Here is a 19,463-nt window from a genome sequence, read left to right on the forward strand (position 1 = left end):
GCGCACAGCTCCCTCGGCTAGCGGTGACCGACAACCTCGGGCTTGTCGAGCGAGCCCATCAAGACATTGGGACCGTCATATCCATCCCCGACGATGGATACCTCCGCGTGGAACACGTCGCCCTGCTGAAGTCCTCTGTTCCACGCAGGAAAATCAACCGTCACCAGCGTCCCGTCCGCTTCGGGATCAGCGCTCTCATCGGCGGTCAGGTACGCGTGGAAAGAGCTTTCCCGGGGACCACCTGCGGTAGTCACCCAGCCGTACACCCAGTACCGCTCGGCAATGTGCCCACGACAGTCGGCGAGTGCCGCCTTCAATGCGGCTTCCTCATTCACTCCCGCGTCGGCCGTTGCCGCCGCGCCCCCAGTCGCTACCGCGATGGCAACAGCAACCGTAATCAGTTTTCGCATGTTTTCTTCTCTGTAGAACCGAAGAGACGTCCTGCCCCCAATCAAGATCATCACACCCCCGCCGATGCGGCGACAATGTGGCATCTCCCGCATTCTTGCGAGTCCACACACGAAAGCCGTTGCGCTGGATACGATCCTCGCACTCACTCGGGAGCGATCAGGTTGGGACTTCTCATGTCGACCGACAACCGAAGGCTCCGGAGACGGAGATGGCACGTCTCCACACGGGCAGATCTGAAGTGAGAGCGAGCAATTAGTGACGCGTCAGCCACATGGCACTCGAACAGCAGTCAGGGAACCGTACGAGCGGGAACCACGAGAGGAACTAGAAGACCCTTCGCATGACTGGACGCACGACAGGTATTTGCTGACACCCAATCAGCGGATCGTCTTCTTCACCGCGAGACTGTTCGTTTTCATCAACTGGTTGATCGCGCTCTCGCTCGGCGGCTTGATCGTGCACAGCGCCGGTGCGACCATCTGGAACTCCCCCAATGCGAAATACGGTGGCCCCCGCTCGATCTGGATCGAATGCTTCCTCATCTCGTTCGTCATAACGAGCATCGGCGCCGGCTTCGTTCTCACCCTGATAGCCGTGATCAAGGGCCGACTGCGCAAGTACGCGCTGGAGCAGACCGAATACTGACCCGGGCGCCGCGGACGGAGGCGGCGGCAAGGCAGGTCGGCGGCGGATGCCCATTCGCCGGGTGTTTGACAGAATCCGCCAATTCGAGCGGGTGATCTTGATTTCCGTGGCGAACCCTACCGAGCGGTCAGTTCATGGATTACGGTTCCGAGATGTAACCGAGACCACTCCGGGCACCTGACTGTGCTGGTCATCGGCATAGCTGCTCTGAGGGAATGGGGGGCACCGCAATGTGGCGGTTCTCGGAAGTACGGCGGTTCAAACCGGCGATCCTGCTGACAGCCGCGTTCATGTGCGGAGCCATGCTCCCGGTGACCGGCGCGCAGGCGGATCTGCAATCGGATATCCAGAATCAGGTGCAGCAGTTCTTCGATGTGGGGCGGACATCGGTACCGCGGGCGGACTGCGGCCCGGACTCGCTGCCGGAGACCGGCATGCAGGGTGATGTGCCCGCAGACGACCGCAACAGCGGCCGCAGCACGCTCGGCTACCGGTGCAATATGTCGCTGGTGGGCGGCTACGTCGGCCGCGGCGCGGGCATCACCTCGGCCACCTATGACCACTGCTCGTACACCGGATCGATGTTCCCGGGCAATATTCTCGGGCCCGCGCAGGGCGTACAGGTCCTGGATGTCTCCGATCCGGCCAATCCGGTACTGACCGGCAATCTCACCGAACCCGCCATGCTCGCGGGCACCTGGGAGTCGCTCAAGGTCAATCCGGTGCGAAAGCTCCTGGTGGGCACCGGTGTTCCCGTCGGCGAGGGCGCGGGGTATCTGTCGGTCTACGACATCTCCGATTGCGCGCATCCACGACTCCTGAATGCGGGCGCGGGCACGAATCTGCTCATGCCGCTGCCGATCACGACCCATGAGGGCGGATTCTCACCGGACGGCAATACCTACTGGGCCTCCGGCATCGCCCCCGGCTTCGTGAGCGCGGTCGATCTCACCGATGCCGCCAATCCGCACGTGATCTGGCAGGGCCTCACCGGTATCGAAGCGCATGGCTTCGGCATCAGCCCCGACGGCAATCGCATGTACCTCTCGGCGCTGGGCGGTTTCACCACCCTCGATATCAGCGCGGTCCAGCGGCGCGATCCGAATCCGCAGGTCAATCACATCGGCCGGGTCTTCTGGACGGACGGCATCGCGACCCAGCACAGCATTCCGGTCACCTACGACGGGAAGCCGTTCCTGTTCACGGTGGACGAGGCCGGCGCCGGCGGCGTGAAGCTCATCGATATCTCCGATGACACCAATCCCAAGGTCGTTTCGAAGATCAAACTGCAGATCGAACTCCAGGAGAACCTGGATTCGGGGCTGGCCTCGTCCATGGGCGGTTCGGTGTTCTCCTACGACGCGCACTACTGCGCGGCCGACCGCCCGGATAATCCGACGGCCCTGGCCTGCGGCTGGGAGGAGTCCGGCATCCGCGTCTTCGATGTGCGTGATCCGTTCCACGCCAAGGAGATCGCCTACTACAACCCGCCCGCACGCAAGGGCCGCAATCTCGAACTGTGGAACTCCCCGCATGCGCTCGCTTCGATCATCGGTCCCCCGCTGCTGCAGTTCCCCGCCGCCGCTCGGGCCATCCTGGAAGGCAAATTCGATCCCACCCAGGCACTTTCGTCGCGCACCGGTGAGATCGCCTTCGGTGATCTGTCCACCGACTGGTGCTTCGCCCCGCCCGAGTGGCACGGCAGCCAGCTCTGGACCAGCTGCAATGACAACGGTTTCATGGTGCTGCAACTCGGCAACGATGTGTACACCCCGCCCGATGATCAGCATTCCGTGGTGGGCTCGTGACGGGCAATCGCTGGATGCGCGCGGTCGGTCTGGCCGCGCTCGCCCTGCTGCTGTGTGTCAGCGGAATGCTGCTGCGCCCGTTCCTCATTCCCGACAGTCAGTCCGCGCCGCCGGTATTGAACCCGACCGAGATCGGCTTCACGCAGGACATGATGGCGCACCATGAGCAAGCGCTGATCATCGTGCAGCGCCTGGACCCGGCCGCCGATCCGGCCATTCGCCAACTGGCACAGCAGATCTCCGACAGCCAGCGCATGGAGATCGGCACCATGCTCGGCTGGCTGCGCCTGGCCAATGCCTCCCCCAGCAATCCGCATCCGATGTCCTGGATGCACAGCACCGGAATGCCCGGCGGCACTGACCATTCGGGCATGAATATGCCCACCGGCACCGCATCGACGGCGGGCGTCACCATGCCCGGCATGGCCACCCTGGCCGAACTCGACGCCCTCGCCACCGCGCGCGGTTCCGCCGCCGAAACCCTTTTCCTGCAACTGATGCTGCGCCACCACCGCGGCGGCGTTGCCATGGCCCAGGCCGCCGACAAGCAGGTGGCCTCCGGTCCGGTCAAGGAGACCGCCCGCGCCATGATCACCGCGCAGTCCCAGGAGGCGGGCATCATGACAGTGCTGCTGGCCCAGCGCGGCGCCCAGCCGCTCGCGTGAACGGCACAGTGCGCGCACTGTGATACTGCGCCGGAAGTCCCGGACGTCTCCTCGAAAGAAAGTGTGCGCCATGGGTATCGTCGGCGGAATGAGTTCAGAGGGACGCGTCGCACTGGTGACCGGTAGCGGCCGCGGGATCGGGCGCGCCATCGCGCTGGCATTGGCGGAGGACGGCGCGGATATCGCGGTGAATTACCGCTCCGACGCAGAGGCCGCCGCCGAAACGGTGGCAGCGATCGAGAAACTGGGCCGCCGCGCGATCGCGGTGCAGGCCAGCGTGGATTCGGTCGAGGACGACGAGCGCATGGTGGACCACGTCATCGACGAGTTCGGCCATATCGACATCCTCGTCAACAATGCCGGCATTGCCAGCCGCGGCCGCTTTGTCGCCGACACCAATCCCGATGAGTTGCTGCGCGTCATGGCCACGCACGCGCTGGGCGCACATCACGTCTCGCGGCTGGTCCTGCCTTCCATGCGTTCACGCCCGCGCGGCGACATCATCATGATTTCCAGCGTCGCCTCCCTGGGCTTCGCACCGGGTGGAGCGCCGTACACGATGGCCAAGGCCGCCCTGGAGGCCCTCGCGTTCACTCTCGCAAAAGAAGAGCGCGACAACGGTATTCGTGTCAATGTCGTGGCGCCCGGCCTGGTCGACACCGATATGGGCAGACGCCTGGTGAAGGCCGTCACCGGCATCACCGATATCCGCAAGCTGGACGAGAACTCCCCCTTCGGCCGCGTCTGCCGCCCCGAGGACATTGCGAATATGGTCCGCTTCCTGGTCTCCCCGCAGGCCGAATACATCACCGGCCAGAAGATGAACATTCACGGCGGCAGCGCAAACGTCGGCTGACCCGCACCCTTCGCCGGGCCCGCATCGACAGCGGCTGTGGAACTTCTCACTCGTGCGAATCTCGCGTGCTCGGCGGGCAGCGGCGGCGTTATCGTCGAAGTGTTGATCAATGTCGCGATGCGGGAGGACTGCTGCAGTATGACGATTCCTCTCGATACGCAGACCATCCCCGAACATATTCACGGATACCCTGACCTGGCATTCGGCGGGTACGTGGCAGGCATGCTGGCCGCGCGGGCCACCGGGGACACGCTCCGGGTGGACTTTCGGCGAGCCGTGTCGGTATTGACCCCGGTGGTGCTCACCACCGAGGACGAGGGCGCGAGCCTGCTGGCACCGGACGGCACGCTGCTGGTCGAAGCCACACCGTCGATGCTGAGCATCGATGCGGTTCCGGCCCCGCCTCTCTCCGAGGCCAGAGCCGCGACCGCACGGGCACTGTCCGCTCCCGAGCGCCGGGTCACCGACTGCTACGGCTGCGGTGTCGCCTGCCCGCCCGGACGCGGCTTACGCCTGTTCGCCTGGGGCATCCGGGAGCGACGTGTCATGGCGGCGGCATGGACCCCTGATGCGGGTCTGGCCGGGGAGAACGGCGAACTGCCGCCCGAGACGGTGTGGTCCGCGCTCGACTGCCCGGGCGGCATTGCCGCATGGGTCTACTCCGAGATGGGCATGGGCGCGTTCACCGCGGCCCTGACGGCGAGGCAGCTGCGCCCGATGTTCGCCGGGACCGAATACATCTCACACGCTTGGCCGATCGACCGCGATGGTCGCAAACACACGGTGGGCGTAGCGCTTTCGACCGCCGAGGGTGAACTCTGCGCGCTCGCCGAGGCCCTGTGGATCGAGCCGCGCGCGGAATAGCCCGCGCGCGAACGCATTCGGCGCCTACAGGTTGCCGACGGCGTGTTCCAGGCGGCGAGCCACCAAATCCCGCGCCGCCTCACGAAGCGCGGGCCGATAACCGCTGGGGTACACCGGATCTCCGGGCGCGTAGGTCTTGAGGACCTCCTTGGCGAGGGTGATCTTGTGCACCTCGGTGGGACCATCGGCGATCGCCATGACCTGAGCGTAGTTCATCATGTCGACAAACGGCAGATCGGTGCTGACGCCGATGGCGCCGTGCAGGTGCATGGCCCGCTGGGCGATATCGTGCATGACCTTGGGCATGGCCACCTTGATGGCGGCGATATCGTGGCGCACCTTGCGGTAGTCCTGCTCCTTGTCGATGCGCCAGGCTGTGCGCAGGACCAGCAGCCGGAACTGCTCCATCTCGATCCACGATTCGGCGATCTTCTCCTGCGTCAGCTGCAGGCCGCCGAGCACACCCTTGCGCATGGGCCGGGAGACGGCGCGCTCGCACATCATGTCGAAAGCCTTGCGCACCAGGGCAACCGTGCGCATAGCGTGGTGCACACGCCCGCCCCCGAGGCGGGTCTGCGCGACGACGAAACCGAGCCCCTCGGCGCCGAGCAGGCTGTCGGCGGGGATGCGCACATCGGTGAAGCGCAGGTGGCCTTCGGTATCGCTGAAGCCGGGCACGGTGAAGTTGCGGACGATCTCCAGGCCGGGGGTGTCGGCGAGGACGATGAACATCGAGAGTCGCTGATGCGGTGCGGCTTCGGGATCGGTCACCGCCATCACGATATGGAAGGTGGCGTAGGCGGCCGCGGAGTTGAACCACTTCTCGCCGTTGATAACCCACGAGTCGCCGTCACGAACGGCGAGGGTCTTGAAGGACGTCGGATCGGAACCACCGGTGGGTTCGGTCATGACGTAGCAGGAGCCGATCTCACCGGCGAGCAAAGGCTCCAGGTACTTCGACTTCTGCTCCGGGGTGCCGAAGTGCGCGAGAATCTCCGCATTGCCGGAATCGGGTGCCTGACAACCGAAAACGAGCGGCGCCCACTGCGAGGTGCCGAGCACCTCGTTGAGCAGGGCGAGTTTCAGCTGACCGTAGCCGGGTCCGCCGAGCTCGGGCCCGAGATGGCAGGCCCACAGCTCCTGCGCTTTGACCTGCTCCTGTAGCGGTTTCATGAGCGCCCGGATCTCCGGGTTCTGCCGGTCGTAGGGATTCGGGTAGAGCAGATCCAGCGGCTCCACCTCGGTCCGGACGAACTCCGCGACCCAGTCCAGTTTCTTCTGATATTCCGGGTCGGTCTCGAAATCCCAAGCCATGGTCAGCCTTTCACTTGATTCCGGCCGGTGTAGTGACACCGTCGAGGATGGTGGTGATGAGAATGTCGGCGATCTGATCGGGCGTGTACTCGCCCTCGGGGTGGTACCAGGAACTGGTCATATTGAGCATGGCCACAACGCTTTTGGTGACGACGTGATCAGCGGTCCGCAGGACGCCCGCCGCATGACCCTCGTCGAAGACCCGCTGCCAGCTGCGCTGGATCCCGTCCCGTAGTTCCTGCAGATCGGCATTGCGTTCGCCGGTCAGCGCACCGGCGTCGCGCAGGGCGATGGTGACCTCGTGCCGGTGTTCGAGAATGAGCCGCACGTGAGTGCGAATCAGCTTGCGCAGCTTGTCCATCGGCGCATCGCCGGTCTCGGCGATACCGGCCGCGGCCTCGAGCATGAGCTGGGTGTAACCGCGCCGGATCTGGAAGAGCAATTCCTCCTTGGACCCGATGTGGTAGTACAGCGCCCCACGCTGAATCCCGGCCCGATCGCCGATCTCGCCGACGCTGGTGGCGTGGAATCCTTTCTCCGCGAACAGTTCCAGCGCCGCCCGCACAATCCGCTCGCGGGTCTGCACCGGATTCGATTCCGAGGCCGGTGGCCGTCCGCGCCGGCGGGCGGGTACCTCGGTCATCGCCACCCGCCGTCCAGGACGAGCGTCGCGCCGGTGCAGAAGGCCGAGGCATCGGAGGCGAAGAACAGCGCCGCGCCGACGATGTCGGCCGGTGCGCCGATCCGCCCGAGCGCATTGTGCTGGGTGAGGTAGTCGCGCATCGCCCGCGGCCACGCCTTGGCGATATCGGTATCGAAGGCCCCGCAGCGAATGGTGTTCACCCGCACCGCCGGGCCATAGGTCTGCGCGAGCCCGCTCGACAGCGCCTCCAGACCGGCCTTGGCGGCCGCATAGGGCACGGCCATCGGTTCGGGCTTGGCCGCCTCGATCGAGGAGATATTGATGATCGATCCCGAGCCCGCCGCCGCCATGCGCGCCCCGATCAGCGCTGACAGCCGGAACGGTCCCTTGAGATTGGTGGCGATCACCTTGTCGAACATGGCCTCGGAAACCTGATCCAGGCTCGGATACAGCAGCGACATGCCGGCATTGTTGATCAGCACGTCGACCTGCCCGAACTCCGTATAGGCGGCCTCGGCCAGGGCCTCGCAGTGCGCCCACTCCCCCACATTGCAGGCCACCGGCAGCGCCCGCCGCCCGTATTTCTCCCGTACTTCAGTGGCGAGTACGTCACATGCGTCGAACTTGCGACTGGCGATCACCACGTCCGCACCGGCGTCCGCGCAGGCCAGCACCATCTCCCGGCCGAGCCCCCGGCTACCGCCGGTGACCGCGACAACCTTGCCGGACAGCGTGTTTCCCATGCGCGACACCTTCATGTGCTCGACCCCGGAAATGTTCCGATCAGTACATTAAATGTACCGGGCGATACAATCAAGACCCGCCGCAGGACACCGAAACACCGGTACCGCGAAATCCCGACGGGTACCCGCGAGTAACATGACAGGCGTACTTTTTCCCGAACATCACAGCCCACCCGGCTTTCTCGAAACGAGGCAGTAGATGACAGAGCGGATTCAGGTCGGCGGACTCCAGGTCGCGCGCGTCCTTCACGATTTCGTGGAGAACGAGGCTCTTCCCGGTACCGGCGTAGACTCCGCCGCGTTCTGGTCGGGTGCCGAGGCCGTTATCAACGACCTCGCCCCCCGTAACCGTGCTCTGCTCGCAGAACGCGACGACATCCAGGCCAAGATCGACGAGTGGCACCGCGCTAACCCCGGCGCCGGCTACGACAAGGCTGCCTACAAGCAGTTCCTCACCGAGATCGGCTACCTGCGTCCCGAACCGGCCGATTTCCAAATCGGTACCGAGAACGTGGACGCCGAAATCGCCATCACCGCGGGCCCGCAGCTCGTGGTTCCGGTCATGAACGCCCGCTTCGCCATCAATGCGGCGAACGCGCGCTGGGGCTCGCTGTATGACGCCCTGTACGGCACCGACGCCATCTCCGAGGCCAATGGCGCGGAAAAGGGCAAGGGCTACAACAAGGTTCGCGGCGACAAGGTCATCGAGTGGGCCCGTAACTTCCTCGACGACGCGCTGCCGCTGATCACCGGATCGCACCTGGGCACCAGCAAGTACGCCATCGTCGACGGCGAGCTCGAGGTCACCCTCGAGGACGGCACCGATATCGGCCTGGCCGATGCCGATGCGCTGGTCGGTTACCTCGGTACCCCCGAGGCCCCGACCTCGATCCTGTTCAAGCACAACGGTTTGCACATCGAACTGCAGATCGATCCCTCGTCGCCGGTCGGCTCGACCGACGATGCCGGCGTCAAGGACGTCGTGCTGGAGTCCGCGATCACCACGATCATGGACTTCGAGGATTCGGTCGCCGCCGTGGACGCCGAGGACAAGGTCCTCTGCTACCACAACTGGCTCGGCCTGATGAAGGGCGATCTGTCCGAAGAGGTGTCGAAGGGCGGCAAGTCCTTCACCCGCACCATGAACCCCGATCGCGTGTACACCGCGCTCGATGGTTCCGATCTGGTGCTGCACGGCCGTTCGCTGCTGTTCGTCCGCAATGTCGGTCACCTGATGACCTCCGACGCGATCATCGACGCGGCGGGCAATGAGGTGCCCGAGGGCATCCTGGACGGCCTCGTCACCTCGCTCATCGCCAAGCACGCGCTGAACGGCGAAGCGCGCGTGTCGAATACCCGCACCGGCTCGGTCTACATCGTGAAGCCGAAGATGCACGGCCCGGACGAGGTCGCCTTCACCAGCGAGCTGTTCGGCCGCATCGAGGGCGTGCTGGGCCTGACCCCCAACACCCTCAAGGTCGGCATCATGGACGAGGAGCGCCGCACCACGGTGAACCTGAAGGCGTCCATCCATGCCGCCAAGGACCGCGTGGTCTTCATCAATACCGGCTTCCTGGACCGCACCGGCGATGAGATCCACACCTCCATGGAGGCCGGGCCGATGGTCCGCAAGGCCGATATGAAGTCGCAGCAGTGGATCAAGTCCTACGAGGACTGGAATGTCGACACCGGCATCGCCGCCGGCCTGCCCGGTAAGGCGCAGATCGGCAAGGGCATGTGGGCCATGCCCGATCTGATGGCCGACATGCTGGTCCAGAAGATCGGCCACCCCAAGGCCGGCGCGAACACCGCCTGGGTGCCGTCGCCGACCGCCGCCACGCTGCACGCCACCCACTACCACCTGGTGGATGTGTTCAAGCGGCAGGCCGAGATCGCCAAGGGCGGCCCGCGCGCCACTGTCGATCAGATCCTGGAGATCCCCCTGGCGCAGGACACCAACTGGTCCGCCGAGGAGAAGCAGCAGGAGCTGGACAACAACTCCCAGGGCATCCTCGGCTACGTGGTGCGCTGGATCGATCAGGGCGTCGGCTGCTCGAAGGTGCCCGATATCAAGGACATCGGCCTCATGGAGGACCGCGCAACCCTGCGCATCTCCAGCCAGCAGGTGGCCAACTGGCTGCGCCACGGCATCGTGACCGAGGAGCAGGTGCTCGAGAGCCTGCAGCGCATGGCCCCGGTCGTCGACCACCAGAACGCCGGTGACTCGAACTACCGCGCCATGGCCCCCGATTTCGCGGGTTCGATCGCCTTCCAGGCGGCCAAGGAACTGGTGTTCGAGGGCACCAAGCAGCCCAACGGCTACACCGAGCCCATCCTGCACCGTCGTCGCCGCGAGGCGAAGGAGGCGTGCAAGTAGCGCGCTGCCGACCCCTGAAAAATAGCTCCTAGCAGCTCTTTTCTACTCGAGGCCCCGCACCGGACACCCCGGAGCGGGGCCTCGTTCATACCTGGAATCAGCGGAGATTACGAAGGTAACGCGTTCACGCCTCCGATGAACAGGACTCGGGCGCGGATACAGGTGAGCTCATGATCGGGAACAAGTGCTCTGTTGTGCCGCCGGCCGGCCGAGAACCATGGAGGCATGCGAAACGACGAGAACAGTCAGATCCAGGTCACGCTGGAAAGACTCGCTGAACGCCATCCCGAAGTGTCACCAACTGTCATGGCAGCGATCGTTGCTCACGCCCGAGATTCTTTCGCGGATGCCAGAATTCGGGTCTTCATACCCCTGCCGATAGAACGCCGCGCGAACATCGAACTGGCGGCCGCCTCGAGAAACTGAATCGAGCTCGGACTGCGGACCACGGGAACGGTCTGGTCGGGCATGGCGGTCTTCTTGTCGATCGTTGTACGTGCGAGAACCTAAGCTGTCGTGGAGTGCGCGCGAAGTGTCGCAACGCGGTCCGCGTACTCCTTCTCGTCGATATCGCCGCGCGCGAAGCGTTGTGCCAGAACCTCTTCCGCGGGCATCAGCACCTGCCGAGTGGCCACATCGCGATAGCCGTCAGCGGTCATCCGGATCAGGAAAACCGTTCCCACAATCAGCAGCCCCCAGAACAGCAGCATCCCGAGACCCATCCCGGCGTATCCCCAGCCGCCCATATCGTGGTTGTACCAGAACATCACGACAGTGCCTCCTTCACAGTGCGATTCGGCCCGGCGGGCCTGAACCGACGGTGCATCCTCACTGTGCGCCGGGCAGCGGCACCCGCAGCAGAGGAGATGGCCCTTCAGGGCATATACCAATGGCCCGAATGTGACCATGGCACACGAACCAGCCATGGTCCCGCGATGCGGACAACGACGCGGGAGATCAGCTACCGGACGCTCGGGGAGAAGGCCGTGCCGGTGCTGACGATCACGAGTATGGGCGCCTCGCATCGAGGGCAGGCCCGCGATCCTGGTGCGAGAGCAGAGGTCCGGCACAGCAGACCGCAGTCGAAGCACCGCAGAATGCGCCCGCGGAGCCGGTGGAACGGTGTCACTCGCATGGCGATTCTCCTCCGAATATGGTGGCCGACAATGCTTCAGGCGCGGCCATGTCGGCGTTCATAGGCTGCGCGCTCGCCGGCGGACCGCTCGCGGTGGCGCACATCCGCCAGGGCGGGGTCGAGGCCGTGCTTGGTGAGGCGGGCACGGCGGAACACATTCATGAGCGCGGTCGTGAAATAGATCAGCGGCAGATAGAGCAGCGCCATCATCGCCAATCCCATCCATAGCGGACCCGGGATCAGCAGGAATAAGCAGAGTGGCGGGATGACCGGGAGGAGCATGCGCAGCAGGTACCGGCGCGTGGCTCCGGGGCCGGTCAGATCCTTGACCACCCACGCACGCATGGATGCGGGCAGCGGCCCGCCCCCGACATAGCGAATCCGTTGGGCGAGTGTCGGTGTGGTGCGGCCGGTCGTCATAGGGTGGCTCCTGCGGGGTGGGATGCGTATTCGCGGGCGAGCGCGATGGCATCGGGGGTGTGGTCGAACAGGGGTGCGTGACCGCCGCCCGGCAGCGCTCCGATCGCGGCCAGGCACTGACGATGGTCGGCGCGCAGCCCGGACATGAGGACGGTGATGCCCCGGTGTTCGAGTTTGCCGATCGCGTCCTTGAGCACCAGCGCTCCGGTGGTGTCGAGGGCGCTGATGTGGGACATGCGCAGGATGACCACCCGCACGTCCGACACCTCGGCCAGCTCGAGCAGGAAGCGGTGGGCGGCGGCGAAGAACAGCGGCCCGTCGAGGCGGTAGGCCACGATGTGCTCGTCCAGCAGGGCGTGTTCCTCGACCAGGTGATCGGAGTCATCGAGTGGGACCTGGTGCAGTCGAGCCTCTTTCGCGATCACCCGCACCGCCAGCAGCACCGCGATACCGACACCGACCGCGACGGCGGTCACCAGGTCGAGCGCGACGGTGACCGCGAAGGTCACGACCATGATGAGCGCATCACCTTTCGAGGCGCGGGCGATCGCCGCCAGCGACGCCGTCTCCACCATGCGGACGGTGGTGGCCAGCAGCACCCCGGCCAGCGCGGCGACAGGGATATCCGCGACCAGCGAGGCGGCCAGGTAGATGATCGCGGCCAGCACCACCGCGTGCGTCAGCGCCGCGAGTCTGGTGCGCGCACCGGCGCGCACATTCACGGCGGTGCGGGCGATCGCGCCGGTGGCAGGCACTCCACCGAACAGTGGTGCGGCGATATTTGCCAGGCCTTGCCCGAGCAGTTCGCGGTCGGGATTGTGACGGGTGCCCACCGCCATCGCGTCGGCAGCCGTGGCCGACAGCAGCGATTCCAGCGCGGCGAGCGCGGCCACCGCCAGCGCGGGCGCCAGCAGCGACTCCAGCTGCTCGAGATGCACGAATCCTATTGTGGGAGCCTGCAATCCGGAGGGGATCGCCCCGATGAGCGTCAGATCGAGCCCGAAGATTCGCGCGACAATGGTCGTGAGGGCGACCGCGAGCAGCGCGAACGGCAGTTTCGGCAGATACCGCCCGCCGGCCAGCACGATCACGGCCACGATCAGCGCGGTCGCCAGGGATATGTGATTCGGATGCGAAAAGTATTGCCGCACAGCGTCGAATCCCGACTGCCACACCTTGTCACCGTGGACGTGCGCGACCCCGAGCGCCGCCGGAAACTGTTGCAGCGCAATGACCACCGCGATACCGGCGGTGAATCCCTCGATCACCGGGGCCGGCATGTATCGCACCGCCCGGCCGACCCCGGCAATCGCAAGCACCACGAGCACAACGCCCGCCAGCAGCCCCACCGTCAGCACTCCACTGCTCCCGAACCGATGGAAGATCGGCACCAGCACCACGGTCATCGCGCCGGTCGGACCCGACACCTGAAAACGTGAGCCGCCGAACACCGCGGCAACCACACCCGCGACCACGGCGGTGGCCAGCCCGGCCGCCGCACCCATGCCCGAGCTGATGCCGAAACCCAGCGCCAGCGGCAATGCGATCAAGGCAACGATCAACCCCGACAACAGGTCTGCGCCGGGAGCGCGGATCGCCGGTCTCCACTCCGACCAACTCGGCAGAAGTGCCCGCACGGTCACTACGGCGTGGGATTGGTCGGTCACTGATCTACTCCGATACTGAACTACTAGTTCTTTAGTTATGAAAGTCTGCAATCAGTGCAGAACAAGCAGCACCGGGGAGTGCGCAGGAAGTGCTCCTCAGGCAGACTCTTCCAATGCTTCGGCCTGCCCGGCCACCACTCCGGTGAGGATCGCTCGGGCAGCCGCCAGCAACTCCGCAACCTGCGGAGAGGTCAGTTCGTAGGTGACCGACAAACCTTCCCTGCGACCGACCACCAACCCGGCTCGACGCAGAATGGACAACTGCTGCGACAGATTCGCCGCTTCCACGCCGATCTCTTCCAACATCTCCGAGACCGGGTACTCGCGTTCACTGAGCAGCTCCAGCACCCGGATCCGGATGGGATGACCCAGCGTCTTGAAGAAATCGGCTTTCATTTGATACAGCGGCCTGCTCAACCCCGGCATGGCACGCCACCCTTCCCTCGAAAGCCCAGCGGCGGCACGGGAACCGGCCCGCTGATTGCGTAGTTCAGCAAACAGTACATTTATCGCGACACTCCTGTCGCCCATCGGCCGAACGCTGGGCGCCGGGCACAGTGTGTGCCAGGCGCCGTCGCGCCCGCCGGTCAGATGGTGACGGTGATGATTCCACCGGTGGCGGTGATGCCCTTGGTGTCGTAGTGCTGATCCCGAATAGCGTCCTCGATGATCTGGGAGTTGCGGCCGCAGAACGCTACGACAGCCAAGGAGCTGGGATCGAGGGTTTGCACGACAGCGTGCGCCGATACCGTGGCGCCGGCGAGTTCGGGCAGTTCGAGATGGCAGATAGTGCTTTCGAGTCGGGCAATTGCGGACATCGGTCACTTCTTTCTCGATGGATGCCACCTCGACGAGGCGGCATGCGGTCACCAACCCGGTACGCCACTGGAGCGACCGATATTACTTTCTAATCTTAGCAACTAGTAGATTACTCGCCTCAGCAGGTCAACGGCCCGAATGTGACCATTGACCCTCCGAGACAGGAGGAAGGCTCCCCGACACCGCCGCTCGCGTGGCCGAGATCATCGCCGACCGATCCGCAACCGGCATCGTTCATTACCCGAGATCAACCCAGATTTCGCGCTAGGAGTTCTGGTTGCGGAACGGCTCACAGGCGAGATCCGGTGCGCCGATCGGGCCGGCATGGCCGTACTGCGCGTCGTAGGCCATCAGGTGCACGGTGCCACCGCTCCCGTCGAATCCCGCCAGCAAGATCGCTCCGGAAGTGTCCCACTCGGCGCTGGTCGAACTCGGCGACATCTCCGTCCACAGCTGCGCTACCGACGAACACCATGCGCTGCGCGAATTTGAACTAACGGTGAATTGCGATGTCCCCAACCATCTTTCAAGACTCGGGAACCTCCGTCCCGCCCTACGGGCAAATACTGCCAGGCGGTACCGACACACTCCGCGCTCAACCCCGAAACGCCAGTTCAGATCCTCCGATCGAATCCCTTCGGAAGGCAGGGGCATTCTTCGGCGAGCCCGAGGACTCGCGGCGGAATCAGCAACGGCCGCAAGTGGATCAGGCCGGGATCGGTGTGCGCCGGGTGTTCTGAAACATGCTGATGCGCCAGCCGGTCGGCTCTCGCAGCATCACGTACGTGAGTGTGGACCGCGTGCTGTTCTCGCGTGACGAAACCTCACCACCGTCACTGGTCCCACCGCCGATCAGCACGATGGCCACGTCGGGACGTACGAGACGGATCTGCGGCTCCTCTCCGAACAGAAGCACGAGTTCCGCACTGCGGTGCGGGCCCTCGAAGACGTAACGGTGCCCCTGCTCGATCTGCGCTCGCCCCTGCAGGGTAAGGCCGAAGTTGGTCGTGTACTGCGCATCCTGGGTGAACAGCGCCGCAAAGCCGGCGGCGTCACCCCTGCCCCAGGTATCGGACAGATCCCCGAACACGGCGCGGATCGCCGAGAGGTCAGCGTTCGGGTCGGTCTGCTGAGTGGCGTTCATGGTTCCTCCAAGTCGCAGCGTAGATTTATCTCTGCAAAACAAGTATCTCGGATTTCCGAAGTAAATGCGAGGAGCGGAACACGTTATGTCTGGGTCCACCCACGATGTCGCTGAGCGCATCGCCCGCGAGCTGCGACTTCTCGCGATCCACATCGTTGTCTACAGCCAGCAGGCGGCCTCGGCTCTCGGACTGAACGCCACGGAGAGTGAAGTCCTCAATCTCCTCGGGCTGGAGGGCTCTCGGACCGCAGGCGAGATCGCCCGTGCAACCGGCGTGACCTCCGGCACCATCACCGGGGTGCTCGATCGACTCGAGGAGCGCGGCTACCTCCGACGGGAACGTGACAACACCGATCGGCGCAAGGTCATCGTCACAGCCGACCCCGATGCGCTCACGCGAGTGGGAGGCATGTTCGACGCACACGAACAGGCCCTCTCTGCCGTACTCGGTGAGTACGAGGCCGATCAGCTCGAAAGTGTCGCAGAATTCCTCACACGGCTGACCGAAGCAGCCGAGGAACACCGCTTCACCCCAGAGTCGAACACCGCACCGCCGTAAGAGCACCCATCCGAACCCACGGGCCGGTCCGGCACGTGCCCGGGAAACCTGACTAATCGGGCAAGATGGACACTCGTGACCGCCCTCCCCTCACCCGCGTACCCCCAGCCGATGCACAACACATCGCTCGGCTGGGTGTTCGCGATGGTCGCGACGCTGCTCCTGATCGCGGTGTGCTGTCTCGGGCTGCTGTGGGCATTCGCCACCCGCAGTGACGCCCTCACCGCGCTGCTCTACGCCGGCGGCGGGCTGCTGGTCCTGGGCGTGATCTGGCTCATGCTCGCCCTTATAGGCGGAATCGCTTATCGCACATACCTACTCAGCGTGCTGGCGCCCGCGCTCATCGTGCTGACGGCAGCGCTGCTGGTCCTGCAGATACCGCAGGACCTCGGCTGGCGAATGTCCCGTCCCGCCCTGGAGAAGGCGGCCGCCGCCTGTGCGGACACCCGCTCCGATACCCGAATCGGGCTCTACACCTTCGATTACATTCGCAAAACCCCCGAGGGCTGCACCTTCAGCCTGGCCGGCTCGGGTCTGGGCCCCGACGGCTTCGCCTACATTCCGAGCGGTTCGGCACCCGAATTGCCCGCGAGGGCCCTGGTCGGCGACCGCTACACCCCACTCGGAGGGCCCTGGTTCACCTTCGACCACTTCATCGATCCCGCCGCCTGATCGCTCCTGTCGCGATCAGTCGACCGTCGGCCAGTCCCAGCCCAGCTGCAGGAACATACCCAGCCGGTCACTGACCGCGCGGATCTCGGCAATCCGTCCTTCGACCAGTGTGAACACCCAAATCTGCTCGACATCACAGCTACGGCCGGTCGGCTCGGGCATCCGCGCATGCGCACCGGTGTGCTTACCCACCACCCGCAGCCGAGCCATCACCCGCCCGTCCTCACCCATCAGATCCTGAATCAGAATCCCACCCTCCCCGTCATCGGTATTACTGAAGGCCGCCAACTGCTGCCGGAACCCCTCGATGGCCGCCCCCGGCTCGTCCGCTTCGCCGAAGATGATCTGGTTGTGGTCGATGACCTGTGGAGACAGGTAGGCGATCCAGTCCGTAGCGGTCCCGTCGATGCCCTCGTTGAGCGCGTTGATGAACGAGGTGATGGTGGCCTTGTTGTCCGCAATCGTGGTGCTCATGACTATCTCCCGCTCGATCTCTCACACTCTTACGTCGTAAGAGTTCTTCGTTGTGCACTACTTTGACTTACAACGTAAGAGTTGTCAACTCGACCAGTTCGGTACGGCGGCAGGCACAGCGGCGGCCTACTGGCCGGGATCCGATAGGGACAACGAACCCCTCCGCCGCGCGCACGGTGGAGGGGTTCGCCGTGTCCGGAACCGCTGGCCCCGACGGCACGTCGGCCTGCGCCGGAGCGGCGAAATACACGGCGCACGAGGTGCATTCACCACCGGCCCATGGGAAATCGGGGGGACAGTCCGCACGGGTGCGGGATCAGCTCAGCGGGTACTGCCCGGCGCCGCCGGTGCCGCCCATTCCGACGACGTCGCCGAACAGTGACACCATCCCCTGTCCGATCGACAGCACGTCATACCCGATCGTTCCAAGATTGGTTGCGAAGTTCTGCATGTCCATCTCCTATCGGTTATTTCGAAGACGGCCGTGGGCCGCGTCGAAATACAGACAAGCAGGCGCTCGGCCGCGACACGTTGTCCGCTGCGGCAAGTCGGCGTACTCGTAGCTGATTCACTGCCAGATTCTCAGAAATATCACAGTCATTCTGCCCGAGTGTCGCGCTGCTTAATCGGCCCCGATGGTGAGCGCGACCTTCCCGCACGGGTGCGCCGTGACCAGGTAGTCGACCGCCGCGGCGGCGTCGGACAGTGCGAAGGTGCGGTCGATCTTCGGAATCACCGCGCCCGCTCCGGCGAGTTCCGTTAGTACAGAGAGGGATTCGGGCTTGGGCAGGGACAGCAGGCCGCGGAGCCGCTGCCGGAGGAAGGGGGTGACGAACAGCGCGCGAATCGAGCGCTCGGTGCTGCCGAGTATCCGGCCACCGCCTTCGCCGCCGCCGAGCACCAGGGTTCCGGCGGGAGTGAGCAGCGCGCGCAGTTCGGACAGCGATCGCCCGCCCGCGATATCGAGGATGAGATCGTAACTGCCGCTGAGCTTCTCAGCGGTGTAGTCGATGATGTGGTCGGCGCCCAGCCCTGTGACGAACTCCGCCTTGGCCGCGCTGCACACCCCGGTCACCTCCGCACCGAAGTGCTTGGCCAGCTGCACCGCCAGGTGCCCGACACCGCCGCCCGCACCGATGACCAGCACGCGCTGCCCGGCCCGGATACGGCCGACATCCCGCAGCCCGGTGAGCGCGGTGGTACCGGACACCGGCAGTGCCGCCGCCTCCTCGAAGCTCAGATTCGGGGGCTTGATCTGAAGCTTCTGCTCTGGGGCGCAGGCGAATTCGGCGAAAGACCCATCGGTGGTCCCGAAGACCGCATCGCCGCGCCGGAATCGGGTCACCTGCGCGCCGACGCCCTCGACAATGCCCGCCACATCCCAGCCGCGAATGGCGACCTTGGGCTTGCGCACTCCCAGCACCAGCCGCCCGGCCAGCGGCAGTCCGGTCATCATGTGCCACACGCCGGGATCCACACCCGCGGATCGCACCCGGATGAGGACGCCGTCCGGGCCGATCACCGGCATCGGCGCGTCCGCGTAGGAGAGCATCTCGGTGGAGCCGTACGCCTGTTGCACAATGGCTTTCATCAGGATTCTTCTTCCGGGTATTCGAAAACCTCGTTCAGCGATGCGCGAAACACCCTGGCGATCTGGAACGCCACCTCGAGCGACGGCGAATATTTGCCCTGTTCGATGGCGATGACGGTCTGCCGCGTAATGCCGAGACGGTCGGCCAGTTCGGCCTGGGTCATCTCACCGCGCGAGAAGCGCAGGGCCCGAATGTTATTGGTCACCCTCGTCGGTTTCACCACGGCCAGAGCCCCCGCCGGTAGGCCACGATCTTGGCGACCGCGCCGACCACCGCGGACAGCGTGAAGCCGAGGTAGATCACATTGGCGATCCAGAATCGATCGCCGCCGGCCAGGGCCAGCAGCAACGCGGCCACCGCGCCCAGCACCACGAAGGCATTGCCGACCTGCGCACCGGCCCGGTCGATCTCGCGATCGCGCTGATCCTTGCGATCGCGGTCCCGGGAGGTCAGGGAAACGACAATGGTGGCCACGATGGACGCCGCTATCGAGCCGGCCACGGCCCACAGCAGCGGCCAAACGTAGGCCACCATCGTCAATGCGTCATGCCGTGCCCGAATCAGTACCACGACCAGGTAGATCGCGTACGAGACGACAGCGGCCACACCCAGTATCCAGGTGCGCTTCTCCTCGAACGGCATGCGCCCAGTGTAA

At 65.0% G+C, this 19,463-nt stretch carries 25 protein-coding genes; 9 read left to right on the forward strand and 16 right to left on the reverse strand.

What is annotated here, in order from left to right; all coding sequences use genetic code 11:
- Positions 1-17: 17 nt before the first annotated feature.
- Complete coding sequence (locus ABZX86_RS10495; RefSeq protein WP_355122119.1) at positions 18-410, reverse strand: hypothetical protein; 393 nt, start codon at positions 408-410, stop codon at positions 18-20.
- 364 nt (positions 411-774) lie between these two features.
- On the opposite strand from ABZX86_RS10495, the gene ABZX86_RS10500 reads away from it, so the two are divergent.
- The 5 genes from ABZX86_RS10500 (at position 775) to ABZX86_RS10520 (ending at position 5,249) form a co-directional block, all read left to right on the forward strand.
- Positions 775-1,056, forward strand: coding sequence for a hypothetical protein (locus ABZX86_RS10500; RefSeq protein ID WP_327140004.1), 282 nt, complete (start codon positions 775-777; stop codon positions 1,054-1,056).
- 230 nt (positions 1,057-1,286) lie between these two features.
- Complete coding sequence (locus ABZX86_RS10505; protein ID WP_355122615.1) at positions 1,287-2,864, forward strand: hypothetical protein; 1,578 nt, start codon at positions 1,287-1,289, stop codon at positions 2,862-2,864.
- Positions 2,861-3,529: a DUF305 domain-containing protein gene (locus tag ABZX86_RS10510; RefSeq protein ID WP_355122121.1), complete on the forward strand. Its 669-nt coding sequence runs from the start codon at positions 2,861-2,863 to the stop codon at positions 3,527-3,529. Before ABZX86_RS10505 ends, ABZX86_RS10510 begins: the two co-directional genes overlap by 4 nt.
- An 88-nt stretch (positions 3,530-3,617) precedes the next feature.
- Entirely contained in the window at positions 3,618-4,385 is a 768-nt protein-coding gene (locus tag ABZX86_RS10515; RefSeq protein ID WP_355122123.1) for a glucose 1-dehydrogenase, read from the forward strand.
- Positions 4,386-4,523: 138 nt separating this feature from the next.
- Complete coding sequence (locus ABZX86_RS10520) at positions 4,524-5,249, forward strand: hypothetical protein (RefSeq protein ID WP_355122125.1); 726 nt, start codon at positions 4,524-4,526, stop codon at positions 5,247-5,249.
- 24 nt (positions 5,250-5,273) lie between these two features.
- Here ABZX86_RS10520 and ABZX86_RS10525 read toward each other — a convergent pair whose 3' ends face one another.
- From ABZX86_RS10525 to ABZX86_RS10535, 3 genes are read right to left on the reverse strand one after another with little or no spacing between them, the layout of a single operon-like run.
- Positions 5,274-6,563 (reverse strand): acyl-CoA dehydrogenase family protein, encoded by a 1,290-nt coding sequence (locus tag ABZX86_RS10525; protein WP_355122127.1) that lies wholly within the window; start codon positions 6,561-6,563, stop codon positions 5,274-5,276.
- A gap of 10 nt (positions 6,564-6,573) precedes the next feature.
- Complete coding sequence (locus ABZX86_RS10530) at positions 6,574-7,206, reverse strand: TetR/AcrR family transcriptional regulator (RefSeq protein WP_355122129.1); 633 nt, start codon at positions 7,204-7,206, stop codon at positions 6,574-6,576.
- Positions 7,203-7,949 (reverse strand): SDR family oxidoreductase, encoded by a 747-nt coding sequence (locus ABZX86_RS10535; protein WP_355122131.1) that lies wholly within the window; start codon positions 7,947-7,949, stop codon positions 7,203-7,205. Before ABZX86_RS10535 ends, ABZX86_RS10530 begins: the two co-directional genes overlap by 4 nt.
- Positions 7,950-8,148: 199 nt before the next feature.
- On the opposite strand from ABZX86_RS10535, the gene ABZX86_RS10540 reads away from it, so the two are divergent.
- Positions 8,149-10,326 (forward strand): malate synthase G, encoded by a 2,178-nt coding sequence (locus tag ABZX86_RS10540; protein WP_355122133.1) that lies wholly within the window; start codon positions 8,149-8,151, stop codon positions 10,324-10,326.
- Between the two features lie 225 nt (positions 10,327-10,551).
- Positions 10,552-10,752, forward strand: a complete 201-nt coding sequence (locus tag ABZX86_RS10545; RefSeq protein WP_355122135.1) for a three-helix bundle dimerization domain-containing protein — start codon at positions 10,552-10,554, stop codon at positions 10,750-10,752.
- Positions 10,753-10,832: 80 nt separating this feature from the next.
- On the opposite strand, the gene ABZX86_RS10550 is transcribed toward ABZX86_RS10545, so the two are convergent.
- The 7 genes from ABZX86_RS10550 to ABZX86_RS10580 form a co-directional block, all read right to left on the reverse strand.
- Positions 10,833-11,093 (reverse strand): SHOCT domain-containing protein, encoded by a 261-nt coding sequence (locus ABZX86_RS10550; protein ID WP_355122617.1) that lies wholly within the window; start codon positions 11,091-11,093, stop codon positions 10,833-10,835.
- A gap of 404 nt (positions 11,094-11,497) precedes the next feature.
- Positions 11,498-11,881: a DUF5313 family protein gene (locus ABZX86_RS10555; protein ID WP_355122137.1), complete on the reverse strand. Its 384-nt coding sequence runs from the start codon at positions 11,879-11,881 to the stop codon at positions 11,498-11,500.
- Positions 11,878-13,548: a SulP family inorganic anion transporter gene (locus tag ABZX86_RS10560; RefSeq protein WP_355122139.1), complete on the reverse strand. Its 1,671-nt coding sequence runs from the start codon at positions 13,546-13,548 to the stop codon at positions 11,878-11,880. The genes ABZX86_RS10555 and ABZX86_RS10560 overlap by 4 nt, the downstream gene beginning before the upstream one ends.
- A 96-nt stretch (positions 13,549-13,644) precedes the next feature.
- A complete protein-coding gene (locus tag ABZX86_RS10565; RefSeq protein ID WP_355122619.1) occupies positions 13,645-13,974 on the reverse strand; it encodes a metalloregulator ArsR/SmtB family transcription factor in 330 nt (109 codons plus the stop codon).
- A 161-nt stretch (positions 13,975-14,135) separates the two neighbouring features.
- Positions 14,136-14,366, reverse strand: coding sequence for a hypothetical protein (locus ABZX86_RS10570; RefSeq protein WP_355122141.1), 231 nt, complete (start codon positions 14,364-14,366; stop codon positions 14,136-14,138).
- A gap of 265 nt (positions 14,367-14,631) precedes the next feature.
- Complete coding sequence (locus ABZX86_RS10575) at positions 14,632-14,808, reverse strand: hypothetical protein (protein WP_355122143.1); 177 nt, start codon at positions 14,806-14,808, stop codon at positions 14,632-14,634.
- A 265-nt stretch (positions 14,809-15,073) separates the two neighbouring features.
- Positions 15,074-15,511, reverse strand: a complete 438-nt coding sequence (locus ABZX86_RS10580; protein WP_355122144.1) for an SgcJ/EcaC family oxidoreductase — start codon at positions 15,509-15,511, stop codon at positions 15,074-15,076.
- 85 nt (positions 15,512-15,596) lie between these two features.
- Here ABZX86_RS10580 and ABZX86_RS10585 point away from each other — a divergent pair, with 85 nt between their 5' ends.
- The gene (locus tag ABZX86_RS10585; RefSeq protein WP_355122146.1) at positions 15,597-16,070 is read left to right on the forward strand and encodes a MarR family transcriptional regulator; all 474 of its coding nucleotides are present in this window, start codon (positions 15,597-15,599) and stop codon (positions 16,068-16,070) included.
- Between the two features lie 111 nt (positions 16,071-16,181).
- The gene (locus ABZX86_RS10590) at positions 16,182-16,742 is read left to right on the forward strand and encodes a hypothetical protein (protein WP_355122148.1); all 561 of its coding nucleotides are present in this window, start codon (positions 16,182-16,184) and stop codon (positions 16,740-16,742) included.
- A 15-nt stretch (positions 16,743-16,757) separates the two neighbouring features.
- Here the strand turns inward: ABZX86_RS10590 and ABZX86_RS10595 are convergent, their stop codons facing one another.
- From ABZX86_RS10595 to ABZX86_RS10615, 5 genes are all read right to left on the reverse strand, one after another.
- A complete protein-coding gene (locus ABZX86_RS10595; RefSeq protein ID WP_355122150.1) occupies positions 16,758-17,216 on the reverse strand; it encodes an ester cyclase in 459 nt (152 codons plus the stop codon).
- Positions 17,217-17,532: 316 nt separating this feature from the next.
- Positions 17,533-17,667 (reverse strand): hypothetical protein, encoded by a 135-nt coding sequence (locus ABZX86_RS10600; protein WP_327140032.1) that lies wholly within the window; start codon positions 17,665-17,667, stop codon positions 17,533-17,535.
- 171 nt (positions 17,668-17,838) lie between these two features.
- Complete coding sequence (locus tag ABZX86_RS10605; RefSeq protein ID WP_355122152.1) at positions 17,839-18,807, reverse strand: NAD(P)-dependent alcohol dehydrogenase; 969 nt, start codon at positions 18,805-18,807, stop codon at positions 17,839-17,841.
- Positions 18,807-19,013 carry a helix-turn-helix transcriptional regulator gene (locus ABZX86_RS10610; RefSeq protein ID WP_355122154.1) on the reverse strand — a complete coding sequence of 69 codons (207 nt, stop codon included), beginning with the start codon at positions 19,011-19,013 and terminating at the stop codon, positions 18,807-18,809. The genes ABZX86_RS10605 and ABZX86_RS10610 overlap by 1 nt, the downstream gene beginning before the upstream one ends.
- Before the next feature lie 11 nt (positions 19,014-19,024).
- Positions 19,025-19,450, reverse strand: coding sequence for a hypothetical protein (locus tag ABZX86_RS10615; RefSeq protein ID WP_355122156.1), 426 nt, complete (start codon positions 19,448-19,450; stop codon positions 19,025-19,027).
- Positions 19,451-19,463: the final 13 nt, after the last annotated feature.

Origin of the sequence: Nocardia sp. NPDC006630 (assembly GCF_040611495.1) — a bacterium.
Lineage (GTDB): Bacteria > Actinomycetota > Actinomycetes > Mycobacteriales > Mycobacteriaceae > Nocardia.